This is a genomic window from Sulfitobacter sp. D7, from assembly GCF_003611275.1.
Classification (GTDB): domain Bacteria; phylum Pseudomonadota; class Alphaproteobacteria; order Rhodobacterales; family Rhodobacteraceae; genus Sulfitobacter; species Sulfitobacter profundi.
In genome coordinates this window covers 1417627-1438393 of sequence record NZ_CP020694.1, presented here as the reverse complement: position 1 = coordinate 1438393, position 20767 = coordinate 1417627, and the positions used below count along the sequence as shown (strand labels likewise).

At 63.3% G+C, this 20767-nt stretch carries 19 protein-coding genes; 4 read left to right on the top strand and 15 right to left on the bottom strand.

The features are described 5' to 3' along the window. Positions 1 to 108 precede the first annotated feature (108 nt). Positions 109 to 1401, top strand: a complete 1293-nt coding sequence (gene serS / locus B5M07_RS06955; protein ID WP_120350760.1) for a serine--tRNA ligase — start codon at positions 109 to 111, stop codon at positions 1399 to 1401. Between the two features lie 151 nt (positions 1402 to 1552). Then, a complete protein-coding gene (locus B5M07_RS06950) occupies positions 1553 to 2269 on the top strand; it encodes a tryptophan-rich sensory protein (RefSeq protein ID WP_120350759.1) in 717 nt (238 codons plus the stop codon). A gap of 6 nt (positions 2270 to 2275) precedes the next feature. Here the strand turns inward: B5M07_RS06950 and der are convergent, their stop codons facing one another. From der to B5M07_RS06935, 3 genes are all read right to left on the bottom strand, one after another. Further along, the gene (der, locus tag B5M07_RS06945; RefSeq protein WP_120350758.1) at positions 2276 to 3757 is read right to left on the bottom strand and encodes a ribosome biogenesis GTPase Der; all 1482 of its coding nucleotides are present in this window, start codon (positions 3755 to 3757) and stop codon (positions 2276 to 2278) included. 60 nt (positions 3758 to 3817) lie between these two features. Beyond that, a complete protein-coding gene (locus B5M07_RS06940) occupies positions 3818 to 5200 on the bottom strand; it encodes a PQQ-like beta-propeller repeat protein (protein WP_120350757.1) in 1383 nt (460 codons plus the stop codon). Positions 5201 to 5267: 67 nt separating this feature from the next. Continuing rightward, on the bottom strand, positions 5268 to 5972 hold the full coding sequence (locus B5M07_RS06935) for a tetratricopeptide repeat protein (RefSeq protein WP_120350756.1): 705 nt from the start codon (positions 5970 to 5972) through the stop codon (positions 5268 to 5270). Between the two features lie 148 nt (positions 5973 to 6120). Between B5M07_RS06935 and B5M07_RS06930 the strand changes: the two genes are divergently transcribed. Next, positions 6121 to 6570, top strand: a complete 450-nt coding sequence (locus B5M07_RS06930) for a DUF302 domain-containing protein (RefSeq protein WP_205570927.1) — start codon at positions 6121 to 6123, stop codon at positions 6568 to 6570. A 21-nt stretch (positions 6571 to 6591) separates the two neighbouring features. Here the strand turns inward: B5M07_RS06930 and B5M07_RS06925 are convergent, their stop codons facing one another. The 3 genes from B5M07_RS06925 to B5M07_RS19550 form a co-directional block, all read right to left on the bottom strand. Further along, positions 6592 to 7407, bottom strand: coding sequence for an ion transporter (locus B5M07_RS06925; protein WP_120350754.1), 816 nt, complete (start codon positions 7405 to 7407; stop codon positions 6592 to 6594). Between the two features lie 116 nt (positions 7408 to 7523). After that, positions 7524 to 9308 carry an ABCB family ABC transporter ATP-binding protein/permease gene (locus B5M07_RS06920; RefSeq protein ID WP_132443744.1) on the bottom strand — a complete coding sequence of 595 codons (1785 nt, stop codon included), beginning with the start codon at positions 9306 to 9308 and terminating at the stop codon, positions 7524 to 7526. 216 nt (positions 9309 to 9524) lie between these two features. Continuing rightward, on the bottom strand, positions 9525 to 11819 hold the full coding sequence (locus B5M07_RS19550; RefSeq protein WP_254693973.1) for a LysM peptidoglycan-binding domain-containing protein: 2295 nt from the start codon (positions 11817 to 11819) through the stop codon (positions 9525 to 9527). A gap of 104 nt (positions 11820 to 11923) precedes the next feature. On the opposite strand from B5M07_RS19550, the gene B5M07_RS06910 reads away from it, so the two are divergent. Next, positions 11924 to 12472 carry a TIGR00730 family Rossman fold protein gene (locus tag B5M07_RS06910; RefSeq protein WP_120350752.1) on the top strand — a complete coding sequence of 183 codons (549 nt, stop codon included), beginning with the start codon at positions 11924 to 11926 and terminating at the stop codon, positions 12470 to 12472. On the opposite strand, the gene rarD is transcribed toward B5M07_RS06910, so the two are convergent. The 9 genes from rarD to B5M07_RS06865 all read right to left on the bottom strand — a co-directional run bounded on the left by rarD (position 12409) and on the right by B5M07_RS06865 (position 20648). After that, positions 12409 to 13329, bottom strand: a complete 921-nt coding sequence (rarD, locus tag B5M07_RS06905; protein ID WP_120350751.1) for an EamA family transporter RarD — start codon at positions 13327 to 13329, stop codon at positions 12409 to 12411. The genes B5M07_RS06910 and rarD overlap by 64 nt on opposite strands. 66 nt (positions 13330 to 13395) lie before the next feature. Then, complete coding sequence (locus tag B5M07_RS06900) at positions 13396 to 13851, bottom strand: host attachment family protein (protein WP_120350750.1); 456 nt, start codon at positions 13849 to 13851, stop codon at positions 13396 to 13398. Next, positions 13848 to 14057, bottom strand: coding sequence for a hypothetical protein (locus B5M07_RS06895; protein ID WP_067630683.1), 210 nt, complete (start codon positions 14055 to 14057; stop codon positions 13848 to 13850). Before B5M07_RS06895 ends, B5M07_RS06900 begins: the two co-directional genes overlap by 4 nt. A 137-nt stretch (positions 14058 to 14194) precedes the next feature. Beyond that, on the bottom strand, positions 14195 to 14794 hold the full coding sequence (locus tag B5M07_RS06890) for a superoxide dismutase (protein WP_067942327.1): 600 nt from the start codon (positions 14792 to 14794) through the stop codon (positions 14195 to 14197). A 122-nt stretch (positions 14795 to 14916) separates the two neighbouring features. After that, complete coding sequence (locus tag B5M07_RS06885; protein ID WP_120350749.1) at positions 14917 to 15495, bottom strand: sarcosine oxidase subunit gamma; 579 nt, start codon at positions 15493 to 15495, stop codon at positions 14917 to 14919. Further along, entirely contained in the window at positions 15488 to 18505 is a 3018-nt protein-coding gene (locus B5M07_RS06880) for a sarcosine oxidase subunit alpha family protein (protein ID WP_120350748.1), read from the bottom strand. Before B5M07_RS06880 ends, B5M07_RS06885 begins: the two co-directional genes overlap by 8 nt. A 63-nt stretch (positions 18506 to 18568) precedes the next feature. Beyond that, complete coding sequence (locus tag B5M07_RS06875; RefSeq protein WP_120350747.1) at positions 18569 to 18898, bottom strand: sarcosine oxidase subunit delta; 330 nt, start codon at positions 18896 to 18898, stop codon at positions 18569 to 18571. 111 nt (positions 18899 to 19009) lie between these two features. Then, positions 19010 to 19300 carry a hypothetical protein gene (locus tag B5M07_RS06870; RefSeq protein ID WP_120350746.1) on the bottom strand — a complete coding sequence of 97 codons (291 nt, stop codon included), beginning with the start codon at positions 19298 to 19300 and terminating at the stop codon, positions 19010 to 19012. Between the two features lie 103 nt (positions 19301 to 19403). Beyond that, positions 19404 to 20648 carry a sarcosine oxidase subunit beta family protein gene (locus B5M07_RS06865; RefSeq protein ID WP_120350745.1) on the bottom strand — a complete coding sequence of 415 codons (1245 nt, stop codon included), beginning with the start codon at positions 20646 to 20648 and terminating at the stop codon, positions 19404 to 19406. Positions 20649 to 20767: the final 119 nt, after the last annotated feature.

The window sequence follows — 20767 nt, the reverse complement described above, 5'->3', positions numbered from 1 at the left end:
GGCCGCCTGCGCGGGGCCAATCGCCGCACGGTTGCGGCCCCTACCGCCGCGCAGCACATTGAGGCATAAGGCAGCAAAACCGACTCACCCGATTTTGAGGACAAACCCATGCACGACATCCGCGCCATCCGCGACAATCCCGAGGCTTTTGACGCCGCTCTCGCCCGCCGGGGCGAGGCTGCGATGTCGCAGACGGTGCTGTCGCTCGATGCCGCGCGCCGCGCCAAGATCGCCGCCGCCGAGACCGCCAAGGCCGAGCAGAACAAGGCCAGCAAGGAAGTCGGGGCCGCCAAGGGCCGCGGCGATGAGGCCGAGTTCGAGCGCCTGCGGACGCTGGTCAGCGATAAAAAGGCAGAGGTCGCCGCGATGAACGTCGAGGCGCAGGAGTTGGACGCGAAGCTGACCGATATGCTCGCCCGCATCCCCAACAACCCCGCCGATGATGTGCCCCAAGGCGATGACGAAGGTGACAACGTCGAGGTGAAAAGCTGGGGCGAGAAGCCCAGCTTTGATTTCAAACCGGTCGAGCATTACGAGATTGCAGGCGTCAAACCCGGCATGGATTTCGAGACCGCGGCCAAGACTTCGGGCGCGCGGTTCGTCATGCTGAAAGGTGCCGTGGCGCGGGTGCACCGGGCGCTGGCGCAGTTCATGATCGACACCCATGTGGATGAGAACGGCCTGACAGAGGTGAACTCCCCCGTGCTGGTGCGCGACGAGGCGATGTATGGCACGGATAAGCTGCCCAAATTCGGCGAGGACAGCTATCAAACCACCAATGGCTGGTGGCTGGTCCCGACCTCGGAAGTGCCGCTGACCTATTCGGTGGGCGGCGATACGTTAGAGGAAAGCGCCCTGCCGATCCGGCTGACCGCCCATACCCTCTGCTTCCGCTCCGAGGCCGGGAGTGCTGGCCGAGACACCGCTGGCATGCTGCGCCAACACCAGTTTGAGAAGGTCGAGATGGTCTCGGTCACCCACCCGGATGAAAGCGACGCCGAGCAGCAGCGCATGGTTGGCTGCGCCGAAGGTATCCTTGAAAAACTCGGCGTACCCTACCGCACGGTGATCCTCTGCACCGGGGACATGGGCTTTGGCGCGCGCCGCACCTATGACATCGAGGCTTGGGTGCCGGGGCAGAATTGCTACCGCGAGATTTCCTCGGTCTCGACCACCGGGGATTTTCAGGCGCGGCGCATGAACGCGCGGTTCAAGCCCGAAGGCGGCGGCAAGCCGCAGTTCGTGCATACGCTAAACGGTTCTGGTTTGGCCGTCGGGCGCTGCTTGATCGCCGTGTTGGAGAATGGTCAGCAGGCGGATGGGTCGGTGAAACTGCCGGACGCGCTTGCGCCCTATTTGGGTGGGAAGACGACGCTGTCCGCGGAAGGTGTGCTCGCCTAAGGATGGGGCATCCACTAGGCCCGATCCGCGCCGCATGCGCCGGGCCATCGCCTGCCCGCCCGGACGGGTAGGCGATGGCCCTTGGTTGCCATGGTTCCCGCCCGCTCTAAGATTACCTGTACCGCAACAGCTAATCCCGCGAGGCCCCCGCTTGCCCAAATCCTCCCGCACCCTGATCGCAGCGCTCGCACTGCTGCTCAGCATCTCCTTCGCGATTTCGCCCTTCTTCGTGCCCAGCTTTTCAGGCTTTGACCCAAACCAATTCCCGATCCCGCAAGACAACCCGCCCGCGCAGCCTGCGGGCTATGCGTTTTCCATCTGGGGCGTGATCTATCTTTGGCTGATCATCGGACTGGCCTATGGGCTTTTGCGCGCGCCGCGGGATGGGCAGTGGCACGACATGCGCGTGCCGCTCTGCCTGTCGCTCGCCGTGGGGACAACATGGCTCGCGGTGGCCACCATGAGCCCGATCTGGGCGGCGGTGCTGATCTGGGTCATGCTGATCACCGCCCTGATCGCCCTGTTCCTCGCCCCGGTCGAAGACCCGCTGTGGGCCGCGGCCCCGGTGGGGCTCTACGCGGGCTGGCTCTCTGCCGCATCCTGTGTGTCGCTGGCGCTGCTGGCGGCGGGCTATGGCTATCTGGAAGAGCAGACGGCAGCCGTGGTCTTTGTCGGGCTCGCAGGGGCAATCGGGGCCATCGTGCAAACCGCCCTTGGCCGGACCCCCACCTACGGTATCGCGGTGATCTGGGGGCTGGTGGGCGTGATCGTGACCAATTGGGGCGAAACGCCCTTGGTTGCCTATCTGGCGCTTGGGGGCAGCATCCTTGTGGCGCTGCCCACGCTCAGGGCGTTTCGGCGGGGCTGACCGAGGTCAGTCCCGGCGGCGGCCGTCGGTGTGCTTGCGCAGCTTCGACGGCGCGGCCTTTTTGCGGTTTTTATAGGGGTTGGCATCCGACTGGCCGCGCATCCACAGACGGATCGGCGTGCCGGGCATGTCGAAATCCAACCGCAACCCGTTGACCAGATAGCGCGTGTAGCTGTCCGGCACCTTGTCGGGATGGCTGCACATCACAACGAAGCCCGGCGGACGGGTCTTGGCTTGGGTCATGTAACGCAGCTTGATGCGCTTGCCCTGCGGCGCGGGGGGCGGATGCGCCTCCATCATGCCCGAGAGCCAGCGGTTAAGCTGTGCGGTGGTGATCCGGCGGTTCCAGACCTCATAGGCGCGCATGATCGCGGCCTGAAGACGGTCAAGCCCCCTGCCCGTTTTGGCCGAAACAGTGATCAGCGGCGCGCCACGCAACTGCGGCAAGAGCCTCTCAAAGCTTTCCTTGAGATCGCGCAGCTTTTCCTGACGGTTCTCTTCGATGTCCCATTTGTTCACGGCCACAACGACCGCGCGGCCCTCACGTTCGGCCAGATCGGCGATGCGCAGGTCTTGCTGCTCAAACGGGATTTCGGCGTCGAGCAGGACGACAACGACCTCGGCAAATTTCACCGCGCGCAGACCATCGCTGACACTGAGCTTTTCAAGCTTCTCCTGTACCTTGGCCTTTTTGCGCATCCCGGCGGTGTCGAAAATCCGCATTGGCACCGGATCACCATCCGGCCCGGCCCATTCGGCCATGAGAGAGATCGCATCGCGGGTGATCCCCGCCTCCGGCCCGGTGAGCAAGCGGTCCTCGCCCAAAATCTGGTTAATCAACGTCGACTTGCCCGCATTGGGGCGGCCCACCACAGCAACCTGCAAAGGCTTGGCGCGCGTGGGCATCGGCACGGATTCGGCTTCGAGATCGGCGTCATCCTCAGGCAGGTCCACATCCGTCTCGGGCGCGTCCTGCGTGGCGCGGTCCTCATATTCATCGGCCAGCGGCATCAGCACGGAGTAAAGATCGGTCAGACCTTCGCCATGTTCGGCGGACATGCGAATGGGCTCGCCCAGACCCAGCGAATAGGCCTCGATCATGCCAGCATCGGCGGCTTTGCCCTCGGCCTTGTTACCGGCGAGAATCACATGGGCGGATTTTTTGCGCAGGATCTCGGCAAAGACCATATCCGACGGGGTCACGCCGACACGGGCGTCGATCATGAACAGACAGATATCGGCCATATCCACGGCACGCTCGGTCAGGCGGCGCATCCGGCCTTGGAGGCTGTCGTCGGTGACCTCTTCCAGACCGGCCGTGTCGATCACGGTAAAGCGCAGGTCGGCCAGTTTGGCCGCCCCTTCGCGCAGATCGCGGGTCACGCCGGGCTGGTCGTCGACCAGCGCAAGGCGTTTGCCGACAAGGCGGTTGAACAGCGTGGATTTCCCGACATTGGGACGGCCCACGATGGCAAGGGTAAAGGACATAATTCAGGCTCCGGGCCCCGGTTGGGCCAGTTCAGACACGCGCCTTAGCCTATTTGCGGCCTAACGGAAAGCGTGCAATTGCCCCTTGGTGGAGACGACATAAAGCGTGCCGCCTGCCACGACGGGGGCAGTGGTCGCCCCGCCGGGGATTTGGGTGGTGCCCGTCAGCCCGCCGCCCACGGGGTCAAAGCTGCGCAGCACCCCGTCGTTGGACGCCACGATCACGCGGCCTCCGGCGATGATCGGGCCGTAATGCGCCACGACTTCGGATTGCCTTCTGGGCCGGTCCTTGACGAAATTCGGCAGCGGCGTGCCCCAGATGCGGCGGCCCGTGCTGGCGTCGAGCCGCACAAGTTCATTGAGGTCGGTGACCGCGAAAACAGAATCGCCCGCAGGCCAGACCGGGCCGATCGCCCCGTCACGGGCGACCCATTTACGGTCCCCGCTGTTAACGTCGAGCGCGGCCAGACGGCCCGAATGGTTGCCCACATAGACAGTCCCGCCCGAGACCACGGGCGCGCTTGTCACGTCGCCAACAAAGCTCAGCGCGCGGCCCTGACGTTTGCCCAGAACAGAGGTCGCCCACCGCTCAAGCCCGCCTTGACGGAACAGCCCCTGCACCTCACCCGAGCCGAAGGCGAAGATCGCAAGATCATTGGTGACGGCGGGCGCCGGTGCGCCCAACACATTGCTGAGGCTGGTGACAGCACCGGTCTGCCACTGGATGCGGCCTGTGGTTTTGTCGAGCGCGAAGCCGGTATCGTCACCCGCCGTGAGATAGACCAGATCGCCCGAGACGGTCGGCGTGCCGGAGCCCGTGGCGTCGAGGTCTTGCGTCCAACGCACTCCGCCTGTCGTCACGTCGAGCGCGGCCAGAACACCAAAGCCCACAGAGACGTAAAGCGTTTCGCCGTCCACGGCGAGCCCGCCACCGGTGGCTTGGCCTTCGCGGTCGGATGCGGGGGTGAGATCACGGGTCCAGAGCGTTTGGCCTGAGGTTGAGGTCGCAGTGACCTGCGCGCCTGCATCGAGCGTAAAGACGCGCCCGCCCGCGACCACCGGATCGGCAGTGATGCGCTGTTTGCGGCTGTCGCCCGCGCCGATCTTGGCGCTCCAGACCGGCTGCAATGTGCTGCGCAACGCGGGGTGGCCCACGCGGGTCGAGGGGGTGCCGACACTGTGGGTCCAGTTGGCGTTGTTTACCGCGCCGCCCAAAGCGATGGCGCGGCTGGTGTTTTCTGGCACCGGGCCGTCGATGGCGTCAAAGGCCGGGTCTTGCACACCGGGGTTTTGCAGCACCGCGCGCACGTCTTCGCGTTTGCCCGGCAGATAGGTCTGCTCATCCGCGCAGGCCGTCAGCAACAGCGCGGCACCGATGGCCCCCGCCACGCCCAGCCCCCGCAGACCCGCATGGCCGGGTTCGGATTCGCGATGCTTCGTCATGGACCTGCTCACTTTCTGTCTTTCCTCAACCTTCACGCCCCCGCCGTTTTCGGCGGGTGGATATGTGTCAGTCACCCGTTGCTTCGGGGATCTCCAACTCAGCCGCTGCAGCAGCGTCTTCGACCCCCGGTTCTTCACCCAAGGCCACAATCACCTGAAGGGCGCGTTGTTGCAAGTCCGGGGTGGTTTCCGCATCGGAGAGAATGGATTGGTAGCGCGCCACGGCCTTGTCGGTCTCACCCTCTTGGATGTCGATCAGGGCCAGTTGCTCTTCGGCCAAAAGGCGCAGCGGGGCACCGGGCTGGGCCAGCGCTTCGAGCGCCTGACGCCGCTCTGCCACGGGCACCGATTGGCCCTGAAGGGTCACGGCTTTGAACTGCGCCAGTTGGCGGTAAATCGGCGCAAGATCGCCATCGAGCGCCACGGCGTCGAGCTGTTCAACGGCGGCGTCAATCTCACCGGCCTCGGCCAAGGCATCGGCGCGCATGAAATTCAACACGGCGCGGGCACCGGGGCCTTCGGCCTCAATCGGGGCAAGCGCTTCGGCGCGGGCATTGCTGGCATCCGCTTCAAGCGCTTCGAGCATGGCATCGCCCAAGGCTTCGGCCTGCGCGCGTTCTTGCGCTTTGCTATATTCGTTCCACGCGGCACCGCCGACGATGGCAACCACAGCGACCACAGCGATCCAACCATAGCGGCGCAGCAGGCCATAAAACCGGTCGCGGCGGACCTCTTCGTTCACTTCGTCAATAAAACTGTCGGTATCGCTCATCGCGCCCTGCCCCCGGCCTGATTTTGCCCCTCTTACCGCGCGTGAGCAGCCAAGCCAAGACCCAGCGAACCGCAGCACGGTGTTGAGCGCTTGGCGCGGGCCGAGGTCACGCTAAGTCAGAGGCAGGATGCAGCGAAAGGAGACGATGATGAGAGCGATTGCAATGGCGGCAGGTCTGGTGATGGCGGCGGTGCCCGCCTTGGCCCAAGATTTGGTGGCCAAAGTCTCACCCCATGACGTGGTGACGACGATGGACCGGCTGGAAAGCGCCGTCGAAGAGGCCGGGGCCGAGGTTTTCGCCCGCGTCGATCACGCCGCAGGGGCCGAGAAGGCTGAGATGGAGTTGCGCCCAACGGAGCTTTTGATCTTTGGCAACCCCAAGCTTGGCACGCCCGCGATGCAGGACGCCCAGACCGCCGGGCTAGACTTGCCGATGCGGGTGCTGGTCTATGCCGATGGCGAAGGGGCCGTGCATGTGACCTATGCCGACCCTGAAACACTGGTTACGGCCCATGGCCTGCCCGAAGACGCGGAATATATCACTAAGATGACCGAGGCACTGGATAACCTGACCGCCAAGGCGATTGGCGAAGAGTAACGCTTCTCCCCGCCCGGCTTTTTAGGGTTTGGGCGGGGTGTTCTGCGCTTTGATCAGGTTTTCAAGATCGGTCAGCCGCGACATGACCTCATCGCGGTAGGTATTGGTCTGCTCGTTGCTTTCCTCATGATGCGCGTCTTGCATCGAGTTCACAATCAGACCGACCAGCAGGTTCACCACCGCGAAGGTCGTGACCATGATGAAGGGCACAAAGAACATCCACGCATAGGGATAGACCTCCATCACCGGGCGCACGATGCCCATCGACCACGACTCGAGCGTCATGATCTGAAACAGCGAATAGCCCGAGCGCCCCAGCGTGCCGAACCACTGCGGGAAATCCGCGCCAAAGAGTTTGGTGGCCATGACGGAGGCGATGTAAAAGATCACCCCCATCAGCAGGAAAACCGACCCCATACCGGGCAGCGCGTTCACCAACCCCTCAACCACACGGCGCAACGAGGGGGCGACGGAGACCACGCGCAGCAGGCGCAGGATACGCAGGGCACGCAACACGCTGAGCCCTTGGGTCGCCGGGATCAGCGAAATGGCAACGATCACGAAGTCGAAGATGCTCCAGCCGCGTTTGAAGAAATCCATCCCCCGACCGTAGAGTTTTATCGCGATCTCAATGACAAAGATGCCAAGGCAGACCTTGTCGAGCAGCAGGATCAGCGACCCCACCTCCGCCATCACCTCATCCGAGGTTTCCAGCCCCAAGATCACGGCGTTGAACAGAATCACGCCCAGAATGAAGTTCTGAAACGATGCGCGGTCAGCCAGTCGCGCCGCGCGGGCGCGCAGCGATTGTGGCGAGGGAGGGGAGAGATCGGTCATGGCGGTAGATATCGTGTGCCGCTTGACACAACGCAAGAGCAGATCAGCAAGGTTTGCACCATCGGCGGCAATGCCCCGCCCGTCTGCCGAAACAGAAGGCGGGGCCTGCGCGGCGTTTACTCTTCTTCCGCCTGCTGGCGCTGCCATAGCTGGGCATAACGCCCGCCTTGGGCCAAGAGCACCTCGTGGCTGCCCTGCTCGATGATCTCGCCCTTCTCCAGCACGACGATGCGATCCGCCTCTGCGATGGTCGACAGGCGGTGGGCGATGGTCAGCACCGTGCGCCCCTGCCCGGCCCGGCGCAGCGCGTCTTGAATCTCATGCTCCGTCTCACTGTCAAGCGCGCTTGTCGCCTCGTCCAGCAGCAGGATGGGCGGGTCTTTCAGCAACGTCCGGGCGATGCCCACGCGCTGTTTCTCGCCGCCCGAGAGTTTCAGCCCCCGCTCGCCCACCGTGGTCTTATACCCCTGCGGCAGCGCCATGATGAAATCGTGGATCTGTGCAGCGCGGGCGGCGGCTTCGACCTCTTCCTGCGTCGAACCATCGCGTCCGTAGGCGATGTTATAGCCGATGGTGTCGTTGAACAGCACCGTATCCTGCGGCACCACGCCGATGGCCATATGCAGCGAATGCTGGGTCACATCGCGCACGTCTTGCCCGTCGATTTTCAGCGCGCCTCCGGCGACATCGTAGAACCGGAACAACAGCCGCCCGATGGTGGATTTGCCCGAGCCCGTCGAGCCGACGATCGCCACCGTCTCTCCCGGTCGCGCCTCAAGCGAGATGCCTTTGAGGATTTCACGGTCGGTGTCATAGGCAAAGCGCACATTCTCCAGCGTCACATGGCCGCCCGTCACCTTGAGGTCCGGCGCATTCGGCTTGTCGTCAATCTCTGCCGGTTGTTCGAGCAGGCCGAACATCTGGCCCATATCCACCAGCGCCTGACGGATTTCGCGGTAAACGGTGCCAAGGAAGTTCAGCGGCACGGTCAATTGGATCATGTAGGAGTTCACCATGACGAAGTCACCGACGCTGAGTTCGCCACTTTGCACGCCCATCGCCGCCATGACCATGACGCCCACAAGCCCCGCGGTGATGATCAGCGCTTGACCAAAGTTCAGGAAAGCGAGCGAATAGTTCGTCTTGATTGCCGCGTTTTCATAATCCGCCATTGCCAAGTCATAACGCGCGGCCTCACGGCCCTCGGCGCCGAAGTATTTCACCGTCTCATAGTTCAGCAGGCTGTCGATCGCACGTTGGTTGGCCTCGGTGTCGCTGTCGTTCATCTGCCGCCGCAGACGCACGCGCCATTCGGTCACGGCAAAGGTAAACCAGACGTAGACCGCGATGGTCACGGTCACGACCGCCAGATACCAAATGTCGAACAAAACGGCGAGGATCACGCCGACGAGGATCAGCTCAAGGATCAGCGGCCCGATGGAGAACAGCAAAAAGCGCAGCAGAAAATCGACGCCTTTGACACCGCGCTCAATGATCCGGCTCAGCCCGCCGGTCTTGCGGGTGATGTGATAGCGCATCGAGAGTTTGTGGATGTGCTGAAAGGTCTCAAGCGCCAACATCCGCAGGGCGCGCTGCCCAACACGGGCAAAGACCGCATCGCGCACCTGTTGAAAGCCCACGCCCATCAGCCGCGCCATGCCGTAGGCCACGGTCAGGCCAATCGCCCCAAGCGCCAGCATCGGCGCGCCCTCGCCCGCCAGCGCATCCACCGCGTCGCGGTAAAAGAACGGCGTGGCGACGATGATCAGCTTCGACACCAACAGCGCCAGCATCGCCAGAACCACCCGGCGCTTTACCCAAGGCATATCCTTGGGCCAGAGGTAGGGTGCCACTTTGCGCAGCACCAAAAAGCCCGACTGCCGCTCGGCGGCGTCGATCATCTCGGCCTCTGTGGGGATGCGGTCAGGCTTGGGGGTTTTGCGGTCGCGCTGACGCGCGGCGGGCGTTTGGTCTGTATCGGCTGGCATGGGAATTCCTGAAGTGATTACAGGCTACATAGGCCCCAAAGCCAAGGGTTGCCAGTGTGAGGCGGCGCACAGCCGGTCTGCGCGCTGCGAATGCCGCCCCGGTTTGGGCCCCTGAGGTCGGGCGTCGGATCACTCCGATGCGGGTTCTTCGGGCAAATCGAAAACCTGTCCGGGGTAGATCAGATCGGGGTCGCGGATGTTGCCGCTATTGGCCTCGAACACCTTCACGTAAAGCAACGGATCACCGTAGCGTTCGCGTGAGATCGCCCAGAGCGTGTCGCCTTTCTGGACCGTCACAGCGCTCAGCGGGCCGCTCAGCCCTTCGGTGGCGGCGGCCAGCACCTCGGGGGATTCGCGCTTGAACGGAGTCTCCACCCGGCTGGTCACGTCGCCCGCGCGGGAAAGCTCATCCACGCGCAGGGTATAGACGCCCTCATCGACGTTCGGCAGATCGCCCCGCCAGCGGCCCTCCTGATCGACCGGCAGGCTGATCACCGCGTTGTTGTTGAGATAGACGCGCACTTCGCTGGTGTCCGGCTGCGCACGGCCTGCAAGCTGCACGTCCCCCTGATCGGAATAGCCGATAGTGTCGAGCGCTACATTGGTCATGACTTGCGGTGGCGCGGTGTCGAGCCGCTCCACCCCCTCGGCCGTGGATTTCAGCACCGGGGCTGGCGCAGATGGCTGAGCCGGGGCGGCGGTGGTGTCGGTTTCTTTCGTGGGCGTCGGGTTTGTGGTCTCAGGGCTGGGCGCGTCGCGTTCCGCGAGGCTGGGGGCATCGGTTGTGGGATTTGGCGTCGTGGCCCCCTGCGCAGGGGATGCGGTATCATCGGCAGCGCCAGTGGCGGGATCCGCCGTTCCCGTCTCCGCCAGCGGCGTGGCTTGGGCTAGGGCGTCGGAGGTCGCCTGTTGCCCTTGGTCAGGCGCAGTATTGTCGCCCGCGCCGGTGCCCGTTCCGGCCAACCCCGCGCCAGTGCCCGTTCCGGCCAACCCCGCGCCAGTGCCCGTTCCGGCCAACGGAGTCGCTTGAGAGGGCGCGGTGCCGGTGGCAAGGTCTTCCCCCGCCTCGGTGGCTTGGTCCTGCTCCGGTGCGGAGCCCGCTCCCTCCGCGGTGCCGGTTTCGGAAAGCGGTGTGGCCTGAGTGGGGTCAGAGACGGTGGCAGTCTCTCCTTCGCCCGCGGCAGCCTCTTGCTCTGGGGCGGCGTTCACGCCCTCCGCCGTGCCAGTTCCGGAAAGCGGTGTGGCTTGGGTGGGGTCGGATATGTTGGCAATCGCTCCTTCACCCGCGGCAGCCTCTTGCTCTGGGGCGGAGTTCGCGCCCTCCGCGGTGCCGGTTCCGGAAAGCGGTTTGGCCTGAGTGGGGTCGGATACGTTTGCAATCTCTCCTTCGCCTGCGGCAGGCTCTTGCTCTGATGCGCTGCCCCCGGGCCTGTCGGTTTCCGTAGGCTCGGATTGGCCTCCGCCCTCAATGGTCTCTTGCTCCGCTGTGGCCGTCTCGCTTGCAGCGGCGGGCGCTGGCGAACCGTCGTCAGATGATGGCTGGCTTTCGGCAGCCTCCTCAGCCTCGGCGGTCGCAGTCCCGGCGAGCGGGGTCGCCTGTGCCGGAGCGGTCGCGGCGGGCTCGATTGCGGCCTCGTCCCGCTCTTCGGCAGGAGCATCGGTCGAAGCCGTCTGATCCGCAGGCGTCTCTCGCGTCATCTCCGCCTCGGCAAGCGAGGTCACGTCAGAGGCTTCAGACTCAACCTGCGCGTCGCCCGGCGATGCGGGGTCAGGCTCGGCACCCTCGTCTGCTGCCGCCTCGCCACCGGGGTCCGCGCCCTCCTCCGCAATCCCAAGCGGGCTTTGCTCGAGCGTGGTGTCCGCCTCTGCCATCTGCAGAGGCGCTGCGTTCGGCGTGAGGATGATTTCTTCTTCCGAGGCGAGCTTGGTCTCACCGTCCTGCCCCAAAAGCGTCAGCACATGGCCCTTGCCGTCGGGGGGGATCATCGCGAGGGTCGCGAACTTTCCGGACCCATCGGCGGTGGCGGTGGCGATCTCCTTGCCGTCTTTCAACACTGCCACGCTGCTGCCGGGGGCCGCGCGGCCTGCGATCACGGTCATCCCATCGCTTTCGCGGCGCACTTCGTCAAAGGCTGGGGCCTGCGGCTCTGGCGCTTGCGGCTCTGTCGCTTGCTGTGTGACCGTGGGCTCCGTCGCTGCCGCGTCTTCGGGGCCCACGGAAACGCCCTGCACGGCATTTGGCACAAGCGTGGCGTTCTCTGGGGTGGCATCGCGTTCGGGGAGTACGGCCACCGTGGTTTGCCCTGCCTCCTCCGGCCCGCTGCGCTTGCTGCCGATCCACGCGCCAAGCGCCAGCACCGCCGCCGCAAAGGCGCCCGCCGCCATCGCCCCCATGCCGCCAAACCGGCCAAATCCCTTGAACATCTTCTACTTCCCCTGTGGTTGAGCCTTTTTAGCAAGCAGGCTAACAGGGGTCAAAAGCGCAGACGATCCGCGCCGAATTTTCCTAATCATCAGGACGCTTTACCATGCAACATTCTGTCTGTGTCTATTGCGGCTCCCGCCCCGGCGATGACGATGCCTTCACCCAAGACGCCGAAACGCTGGGCCGTGGTCTGGCCGAAGCCGGGCTGCGGCTGGTCTATGGCGCGGGGGATGTCGGCCTGATGGGCAGCGTCGCCCGTGCCGCCCAAGCGGCTGGCGGAGACACCTTTGGCGTGATCCCCGCGCATCTTGTTGCATGGGAAGTCGGCAAGACCGATCTGACCCGCTACATCGTAACCGAGACGATGCATGAGCGCAAAAAAGTGATGTTCATGAACTGTGATGCCGTAGCCGTTTTGCCCGGTGGCGCGGGATCGCTGGATGAGCTTTTCGAGGTGCTGACATGGCGCCAGTTGGGCCTACATGAAAAACCGATTTTCCTTGTGAACACAAATGGATACTGGGATCCCTTCATGTCACTTATGAACCATGTCGTGACCCATGGTTTTGCCGATGCGACCCTGTTGGATTACGTTACCGTCGTCACCGATGCCGATGCTGCCCTCACCGCCTTGCGCCGCGCTTTGTCCTGACGGAACGTGCTGACCGAGTAGAGCGCCAAGGCGCACCAAATCAGCACGAAGGCTTGGACATGCCAGCCGGTGAACGGCTCTTGGAACAGGACCACGGCGCAGAAAAACTGCAAGGTCGGGTTGATATAGCTTAGCAATCCGGCCGTCGCCATCGACAGCCGCCGCGCGGCGTAGCTGAACAGGATCAGCGGTGTCGCCGTGATCGGACCGGCAAGCATCAAGAGCGCCGTATCGCGGACTGAGCCACCAAAAGCCCCGGCCCCATTGTCACCCGTTTGCCACAGCACGAGCACCGCGAGGGGCGACAAAAGCAGCACCTCCGCCGTGACGGAGACCACCGGCCCCACCGCCAACCGCTTTTTCGCCAACCCATAAAGCCCGAAGGAGGCCGCCAGCGCCAGGGCGAGCCAGGGCGCGGTGCCCAGCCCATAGGTGAGAAATGAGACGGCCACGGTGACCAAACCGACCGAGAAGAGCTGCACAGGGCTCAGCCGCTCGCCAAAGACCAGCCGCCCCAGCAGGACGGAGACCAGCGGGAAGATGTAGTAGCCCAAAGCGGCCTCGGTCGCCTGCCCGCTCTGCACCGCTGAGATGAAAAGATACCAGTTCGTCGCGATCACCAGCGCCGCGAAGGCGAGCAGACCAAAGGCCCGCGGCCCCGCCATCGCGTCGAATACCGCCCGCAGACGCCGCTGTACCGTCAAGACGATGATGAAAAACACCAGCGACCATAGGGTACGATGCGCGAGCACCTCGGCGGCGGGCACATGCGACAACAATTTATAGAAGATCGACGACAGCCCCCAGATGCAGCAGGCCGCGATCATGGCGGCGAAACCCTTGGTGGTGTCGGTCATTGGAAATCCTTGGCGCGGTAGACTGCTTCCTTGTGAAGGCAATCAATTCCCGCGCCAAGGGAAAAGTCAGGCCTGGGCCAGTTCCCCGGCCACGATCTTTTCGATCTCATCAATGGGGTGGTTGGTCAGGGTCTTGGGGATTTCGCCCACGACCTTGTTCCGCACCTCTTTGTGAAGATCATCGCGCAGATCACCCAACACGGCGGGTGGCGCCACCAGAACGATCCGCTCGAAACGTCCCTTGTGGGCAAGCTTGTAAAGAATGTCCGCCAAGTCTTTGGCAAAGCGCTCTTTTTCCAGCTCGTGCCAATCGGTATCGTCAAAGGCAGAGCGGTGCCCGCTGGGCCCGTCGCTCATACGTCCGGGGCGGTTGGCGGCTTGTTCCCGCGTCGGGGGATTTTCCTGCTCTTCCTTGCGCACGACCTGAAGATAAGGGTCTTCGCCATCCGTGTGGTTTTGCAGGAAAAGGGCTTTTTCGCCGTCCGCGATCAGCACCCATGTATCTTGGCTGAGTTTGGTCATGAAGGCTCTCCGTGGTTGCGTTTGTCTTCGCCGGTGACACGGGTCACGCCGTCTTCGCCCTTCTCGGCGCGGCGCATGGCATCTTGGGTGCCCACGTCCTTTTGCAAGTCACCCCCGGCGCGGCCACCTTGGTCTGGCGTCTCAGTCTCGGAGAGGAATTTTTCCGTTTCCTTGGTACCGTCGTTGGATCGTTTCCGCTCGGCCATGTTGTCCTCCTTTTTTGACGTGAAGTCTCAGGGGAAAAACATCCGCGAAGGGGCTTGGGTTCCAACGAAAAAACCCCGCAGCAGGCTGCGGGGTTCTGTCTGTCACTCGGGGCCGACCCGAGGGCCGGACGGTCACGTCACAGACGCGAGGCGACGTTGTCCCAGTTCACCAGATTGTCGAGGAAGTTCGAAAGGTAGTCGGGGCGCGCGTTGCGGAAGTCGATGTAGTAGGAGTGTTCCCACACGTCGCAGCCCAGCAGTGCCGTTTGGTCAAAGCAGATCGGGTTCACGCCGTTCTCGGTCTTGGTGACCTTCAGGCTGCCGTCTTTATCCTTAACCAGCCACGCCCAGCCCGAGCCGAACTGGCCCGCGCCTGCGGCTTTGAACTCATCCTTAAACTTGTCGACGGAACCAAAGCTCTCGGTGATCGCTTTTTCCAGCTCGCCGGGAAGCTTGTTGTCTTCGGGGCTCATCATTTCCCAGAACTGGTTGTGGTTCCACAGCTGGCTGATGTTGTTGAAAATGCCGGACTGCGCCACGGCGTTCGGGTCATAGGTGCCCTTGATGATCTCTTCGAGGGTCTTGCCCTCCCACTCGGTGCCTTCGATCGCCTTGTTGCCGTTGGTCACATAGGCGTTGTGGTGCTTGTCGTGGTGGTATTCCAGCGTTTCCTTGGACATGCCTTTGGATGCAAGCGCGTCGTGGGCATAGGGGAGATCGGGAAGTTCAAAAGCCATTTCTGGGCCTCCTCATTTGGGAATTTCGCTGCGGCCACTTGATGGGGATCAAGCGCCAACGTCAAGGTCAACGTCTGCAAATCACATCCGTTCCAAGCGAAATAGTCAGTTTTTCTCCCGACTTATACCGTTTGGAAATGGCCCACCTCGCTGCCGGGCTGGGCCGCGACACTGAGCAGGTCGAACATATACTGGGCAACCGACCGAAAGCAGATCACCTCAAAGGCACCGTCTTCGCGCAGCCAAAAGGCCGCTGGCACCTGCCCCATGCGGGTGCGGCGGAACATGCCGGAGGTGAACTGACCGGGGGCGAGGTCAACCGGCGCCAGCTTGGCCAGCACCTCGCGCGCATGGGGGCCTTCGACGCGGAATACCGCCCGCGCGCCAGAGACATCCACCGCTGTGGTATGGGTATCCTCAAAGGCCGCATGCAGCCGGGCCAGCACCTCTGGCACCTGCGTATGCGGACATAAAAGCAGCAGTTCGTCGGGCGACATCCAAGCCACACCGGCTGCGCCTTCGAACTGGCACTGCCCGTGCTCCGGGCGGTCAACGCCGGTGAGTTTTTTGGTCACCTTGCGGACATAGGGGGCATCCAGATCGCCGCGAATGGTGATCATACCCAAGGGCGCGACTTCGGAAATCGTAGCGATACCAGCGTCATAGCGGGCGTTCTTCAACGCGGTCACGGGTTCAGACATTCTGTTTCTCCCCTTTGGGATCATAAAACACCGGGTCGACGATCATCGCCTCATAGGTTTTGCCATCGGTGCCGGGGAAGGTCAGCACTTCGCCCATCCGGTCCGGCCCGTTCAGCACCAGCCCCATGGCAATGCCGCGCTCGAGCGTCGGCGAATGATAGGTCGAGGTCACACGCCCCTGCATCACCTTTTGCCCGTTCTCATTCTCTCCTTCGCCAAGCGCATATGCGCCATCCGGCAGGGTGCTGCCATCCGTGGTCTCCAGCCCCACCAACTTCCAGCGTGTCGGGTCCTGCATATGGCTGCGCTGCTGGGCGCGTTTGCCAAGGTAGTCGTCTTTCTTTTTCGAGATCGCCCAGTTGAGGCCAAGGTCTTGGGGGATCACCGTGCCGTCGGTCTCATCCCCGATCATGATAAAACCCTTCTCGGCGCGCAGGATGTGCAGACATTCCGTGCCATAGGGCATAACGCCCAAGTCATGCCCGGCGATCAGCAGCGCGTCCCAAAAGGCCTGCCCCTGCCCGGCCTCCACCGCGATCTCATAGCTCAGCTCGCCCGAGAAAGAGATGCGGAAGACGCGCACCTTGAAACCGCCAAGCTCACCGTCGGTCCATTCCATGAAGCCAAGCGCCTCGCGGCTGAGGTCCATGCCGCCGAGTTTCTCCAGACATTTGCGCGCATTTGGGCCGACCACGGCCACCTGCGCGTAATTTTCGGTGGCGTTGACCACATGCACTTTCCAATCCCACCACTCGGTCTGGAGCCACTCCTCCATATGCGCGTGGATGCTGTCGGCGCCGCCGGTGGTCGTGTGACAAAGGAAGGTCTGCTCATCCAGCCGCGCGACCACGCCGTCGTCGATCAGGAAACCGTTTTCATTGCACATCAACCCATAGCGGCATTTGCCGGGCTTCAGCGTCGACATCATATTGGTGTACATCATGTCGAGGAACCGCGCCGCATCCGGGCCGCGCACGATCAGCTTGCCCAGTGTCGAGGCATCCAGCAGGCCGAGGTTTTGCCGCGTATTCGACACCTCGCGCATCACCGCGTCATGGGTGCTTTCGCCGCTTTGCACATAGGCATAGGGCCGCCGCCATTGGCCGACCGGCTCCCACACCGCGCCATTGGCCGCGTGCCAATCATGCAGCGGAGTGCGGCGGATCGGTTGGAAGGTATCGCCCCGCGCCGCCCCCGCAATCGCCCCCATCGAGATCGGGTGATAAGGCGGGCGGAAGGTGGTGGTGCCAACGCTGGGGATCTCGGCGTCCAGCGCGCCTGCTAGCGCGGCCAGCCCGTTGATATTGCTGAGCTTCCCCTGATCCGTGGCCATGCCGAGCGTAGTATAGCGTTTGGCATGTTCAACCGAGACGAAGCCCTCTTGCGCGGCCAGACGCACATCTGAGACTTTCACGTCGTTCTGGTAATCGAGAAAGGTCTTCTCGCGCAGTTTGACGCTGGCGCCCTGCGGCATTTGCCAGACCGGCATCATCGGCGCTTCCTCGCGACGCACGGCCTCGGGCGAGGTGAAATCGCGCGGCATCTTGAACCCGAGCGAGGTGGCCACCCCATCGGCGGCGGCATGGGCGTCGTGCAACACGTCGTCGAGCGCGAAGACCCCCGCCGCAGCCCCCGCGGGCGTGACGAAACCGTGGCCATCCGCCCCGGTGGGCGGATGATCCTGATCGGGGCGGAAACAGGCATGCGTCTTGTCCCATGTCAGCTTGCCGCCGCAATGGGACCACAGGTGCACCACGGGCGACCAGCCGCCCGACATGGCGACGGCGTCGCAGGCGATCTCTTCCAGCACCGCGCCTTCGCCCGCCTGCGAACAGACCGCCACGCCGGTCACGCGCTTGCCCCCCTGAACCGAGGAAACCGCATGGCCCATGACCACCCGAATGCCGAGCGCTTTGGCCTTTGCGACCAATTCGCTATCTTGTGGCAATACCCGGGCATCTAGCACGGCAGGCACATCCAGCCCCGCCTGTTTCAGCGCAATGGCGGTAAGATAGGCGTTGTCGTTATTGGTGACCAGAACAGTGCGGTCCCCCGGCGAGACCCCGTAATTCGCCACATAGTCGCGCATGGCCGAGGCCAGCATAACGCCGGGCACGTCATTGCCCGCAAAGCTCAAAGGCCGCTCAATCGCGCCTGTCGCGGTGATCACATGCCCGGCCCGAACGCGCCACAGCCGGTGGCGTGGTCCGGCATCCTCCGGCACATGATCGCGTATCCGCTCATAGCCCAGCACATAGCCGTGATCGTAGACACCCGCGCCCATGGTCCGGTCGCGCAGGTCGACATTCTCCATGCCGCGCAGACGGTCGAGCGTTTGGGCAATCCAATCCTCAACCAGTGCGCCGTCCACTGTGCCGCCGTCGACCGGCGCACGCCCGCCCCAATGGGCGGATTGCTCCATCACGATGACCCGCGCGCCGCTCAGCCCCGCCGCCAGCGCCGCTTGCAGCCCCGCGACCCCGCCGCCGATGACCAGCACGTCGCAGAAGGCGTGGAAGTGTTCATAGGTATCCGCATCCGCCGCCTTTGGCGCTTTGCCCAGGCCTGCGGAATGGCGGATGATCGGCTCGTAGAGATGCTTCCACAGTGGGCGCGGATGCATGAACATCTTGTAGTAGAACCCCGCGGGCAGAAAGCGGCTGAGGTGTTTGTTAAGGGCGCCGACATCGAACTCAAGGCTCGGCCAATGGTTCTGGCTCGCCGCTTCCAACCCTTCATGCAGTTCGGTCGTCGTAACACGGGCATTGGGCTCGAACTGCCCCTCTTGGCCCAGCCCCACCAAACCGTTGGGTTCTTCGGGGCCGGAGGTCACGATGCCGCGCGGGCGGTGGTACTTGAACGAGCGCCCGACCAACACCTGATCGTTGGCCAGCAGAGCCGAGGCCAGTGTGTCGCCCTCATAGCCGCGCATTTGCTTGCCGTTGAAGGTGAAACTCAGCGGTTTGCTTTTGTTCAGCAGGCGGCCGCCTGTGGCCAGTCTTGTGCTCATCTTGGAAAACCTTGCGGGCTGAAGAAAGAGGGATGCCGATGTGGGGATCGGAACCGAACGGGGCTAGTTGGCGCTGCGCCACTGCCAGTCGGGATGGCGTTTGCGGATCGCATCACGGATGTGATCGGGCGGGGCGAGGGTCTGGGCCGCATAGCTGCCAAAGACCTCAAGCGTAGCGGTATCACGGGCCATGTGAAACCACTTGCCACAGCCATAGACATGGCGCCACCGCTCCAGATGCACTCCCTTCGGGTTCTCGCGCATGAACAGATAGCTCTCGAAATCGTCGTCCGCGCCGCCGGGGCCGACACGTTTCAGATGCGCTTCACCGCCGCCGTGAAACTCTGTCTCCTCGGCGGTGACATGACAGCAAGGACAGGTGAGGATCAGCATGGGCAGGCTCCTTGTCGTATGGAGAACGGCAAAACGCCGCCCCGGCGCAAAAGCGCGGAACGGCGTTGGTCATGAAAGGGCAGCGCCACGCGGGACGCTGCCAAAGTCGGTTTATTCAGTCGGTGTGGCTGTCTCTTCGACGGCGTCCGCTGTGCTTTCGGCTGCGCCTTCGATGGCTTCGCCTGTGCTTTCGGTTGCGCCTTCGACGTTGATGTTAACGTCATTCGCACCGTCGATGTCGCCACCTGCAAAGAGGAAGTAGGCCAGCAGAGCCACGACAACGACAACCGCGCCAACGATAAAGGCAAGGCCGCTGCTGCCACCACGGTCCGTCGTTGTTGTGGTCGTGGTGGTGTTTGTGTGGTCGGTATGATCGGTACGGTTGTTTTCCGGGGTTGCCATTGTTCAGCTCCGTTATATTCAATGTCTGAACAGGCAACTCCAGCGCGGGCGAAATCGTTCCGCGCAATACAACGCTTCAGCGACTTGTGGCCGATCCGCAACATCAATGCGCCACCCCGGCGGCCACGGATTCGTCGATAAAGCGGCCTTCGGCGAACCGCTCTAGCCCAAAGGCGTCGGTCAGCGGCGAATGCCCCTTGGCCATCAACTCGGCAAAACCCCAGCCCGACCCGGGGATCGCCTTGAACCCGCCCGTGCCCCAACCGCCGTTGATAAAGACCCCCTCCACCGGGGTCTTGCTGAGGATCGGAGAGCGGTCGCCGGTCACATCCACGATCCCGCCCCACTGCCGCAACATCTTGAGCCGTGAAATCATCGGGAAGGTCTCAACCAGCGCGCGCACGGTCTCTTCGATATGATGAAAGCTGCCGCGTTGGGTGTAGTTGTTGTAGCCATCCGTGCCGCCACCGATGACCATCTCGCCCTTGTCGGACTGGCTCATGTAGCCGTGCACCGTATTGGCCATCACGACCACATCCATACAGGGTTTGATCGGCTCGCTGACCAGCGCTTGCAGGGCCACGCTTTCCATCGGCAGACGGAAGCCCGCCATATTCGCCAACTGCCCGGAATGCCCGGCCACCACCATGCCCAGCTTATCGCACTCAATATCGCCGCGCGTGGTGCTGACGCCGGTGACCTTACCGCCCGTCTGGCGCACGCCGGTGACCTCGCATTTCTGGATGATGTCCATGCCCATATCCGAACAGGCCCGCGCATAGCCCCAAGCCACCGCATCATGCCGCGCCGTGCCGCCGCGGGCTTGCCACAATCCGCCGAGCACCGGATAGCGCGGCCCGTCGATGTTGATGATCGGCACCAGTTGTTTAACCCGGTCCGGCCCGATGAATTCGGTGCTGACGCCCTGAAGCGCGTTGGCATGCGCCGTGCGCTGATAGCCGCGCACCTCATGTTCGGTCTGCGCCAGCATGATCACCCCGCGGGGGCTGAACATGACGTTGTAGTTCAAATCCTGGCTCATCGTCTCGTAAAGGCTGCGCGCCTTTTCATAGATCGCGGCCGAAGGGTCTTGCAGATAGTTCGAGCGGATGATCGTCGTATTGCGCCCGGTGTTACCACCGCCGAGCCATCCCTTTTCAAGCACCGCTACATTGGTGATGCCGAAATTCTTGCCCAGATAATAGGCCGTGGCCAGCCCATGCCCGCCTGCGCCGACGATGATCACATCATAGCGTTTCTTGGGCTGCGCATCGCGCCACGCGCGGGTCCAGCCCGTATGATGGCGCATGGCCTCTCGGGCCACTGCGAAAACGGAGTATTTCTTCATCACTTCACTTCCCGGCAAGGATTCGGGCCGCGCGGGCGGCTGAGGTCTGTTCTGAGCCTAGGAGCAGATATTCGAAATGACCACCACGGCATTTGGATGCGGTTTTGCGACATGTGGCG

Bases quoted from the DNA above. Each gene is read 5' to 3' on its own strand.
- serS (WP_120350760.1), top strand. From the start codon at position 109: ATGCACGACATCCGCGCCATCCGCGACAATCCCGAGGCTTTTGACGCC.
- B5M07_RS06895 (WP_067630683.1), bottom strand. From the start codon at position 14,057: ATGGCCGAGCGGAAACGATCCAACGACGGTACCAAGGAAACGGAAAAA.
- der (WP_120350758.1), bottom strand. From the start codon at position 3,757: ATGTCCTTTACCCTTGCCATCGTGGGCCGTCCCAATGTCGGGAAATCC.
- B5M07_RS19550 (WP_254693973.1), bottom strand. From the start codon at position 11,819: ATGTTCAAGGGATTTGGCCGGTTTGGCGGCATGGGGGCGATGGCGGCG.
- B5M07_RS06940 (WP_120350757.1), bottom strand. From the start codon at position 5,200: ATGACGAAGCATCGCGAATCCGAACCCGGCCATGCGGGTCTGCGGGGG.
- B5M07_RS06865 (WP_120350745.1), bottom strand. From the start codon at position 20,648: ATGAAGAAATACTCCGTTTTCGCAGTGGCCCGAGAGGCCATGCGCCAT.
- B5M07_RS06925 (WP_120350754.1), bottom strand. From the start codon at position 7,407: ATGACCGATCTCTCCCCTCCCTCGCCACAATCGCTGCGCGCCCGCGCG.
- rarD (WP_120350751.1), bottom strand. From the start codon at position 13,329: ATGACCGACACCACCAAGGGTTTCGCCGCCATGATCGCGGCCTGCTGC.
- B5M07_RS06900 (WP_120350750.1), bottom strand. From the start codon at position 13,851: ATGACCAAACTCAGCCAAGATACATGGGTGCTGATCGCGGACGGCGAA.
- B5M07_RS06920 (WP_132443744.1), bottom strand. From the start codon at position 9,308: ATGATCGACGCCGCCGAGCGGCAGTCGGGCTTTTTGGTGCTGCGCAAA.
- B5M07_RS06890 (WP_067942327.1), bottom strand. From the start codon at position 14,794: ATGGCTTTTGAACTTCCCGATCTCCCCTATGCCCACGACGCGCTTGCA.
- B5M07_RS06875 (WP_120350747.1), bottom strand. From the start codon at position 18,898: ATGCTGATCCTCACCTGTCCTTGCTGTCATGTCACCGCCGAGGAGACA.
- B5M07_RS06870 (WP_120350746.1), bottom strand. From the start codon at position 19,300: ATGGCAACCCCGGAAAACAACCGTACCGATCATACCGACCACACAAAC.
- B5M07_RS06935 (WP_120350756.1), bottom strand. From the start codon at position 5,972: ATGAGCGATACCGACAGTTTTATTGACGAAGTGAACGAAGAGGTCCGC.
- B5M07_RS06885 (WP_120350749.1), bottom strand. From the start codon at position 15,495: ATGTCTGAACCCGTGACCGCGTTGAAGAACGCCCGCTATGACGCTGGT.
- B5M07_RS06930 (WP_205570927.1), top strand. From the start codon at position 6,121: ATGAGAGCGATTGCAATGGCGGCAGGTCTGGTGATGGCGGCGGTGCCC.
- B5M07_RS06910 (WP_120350752.1), top strand. From the start codon at position 11,924: ATGCAACATTCTGTCTGTGTCTATTGCGGCTCCCGCCCCGGCGATGAC.
- B5M07_RS06880 (WP_120350748.1), bottom strand. From the start codon at position 18,505: ATGAGCACAAGACTGGCCACAGGCGGCCGCCTGCTGAACAAAAGCAAA.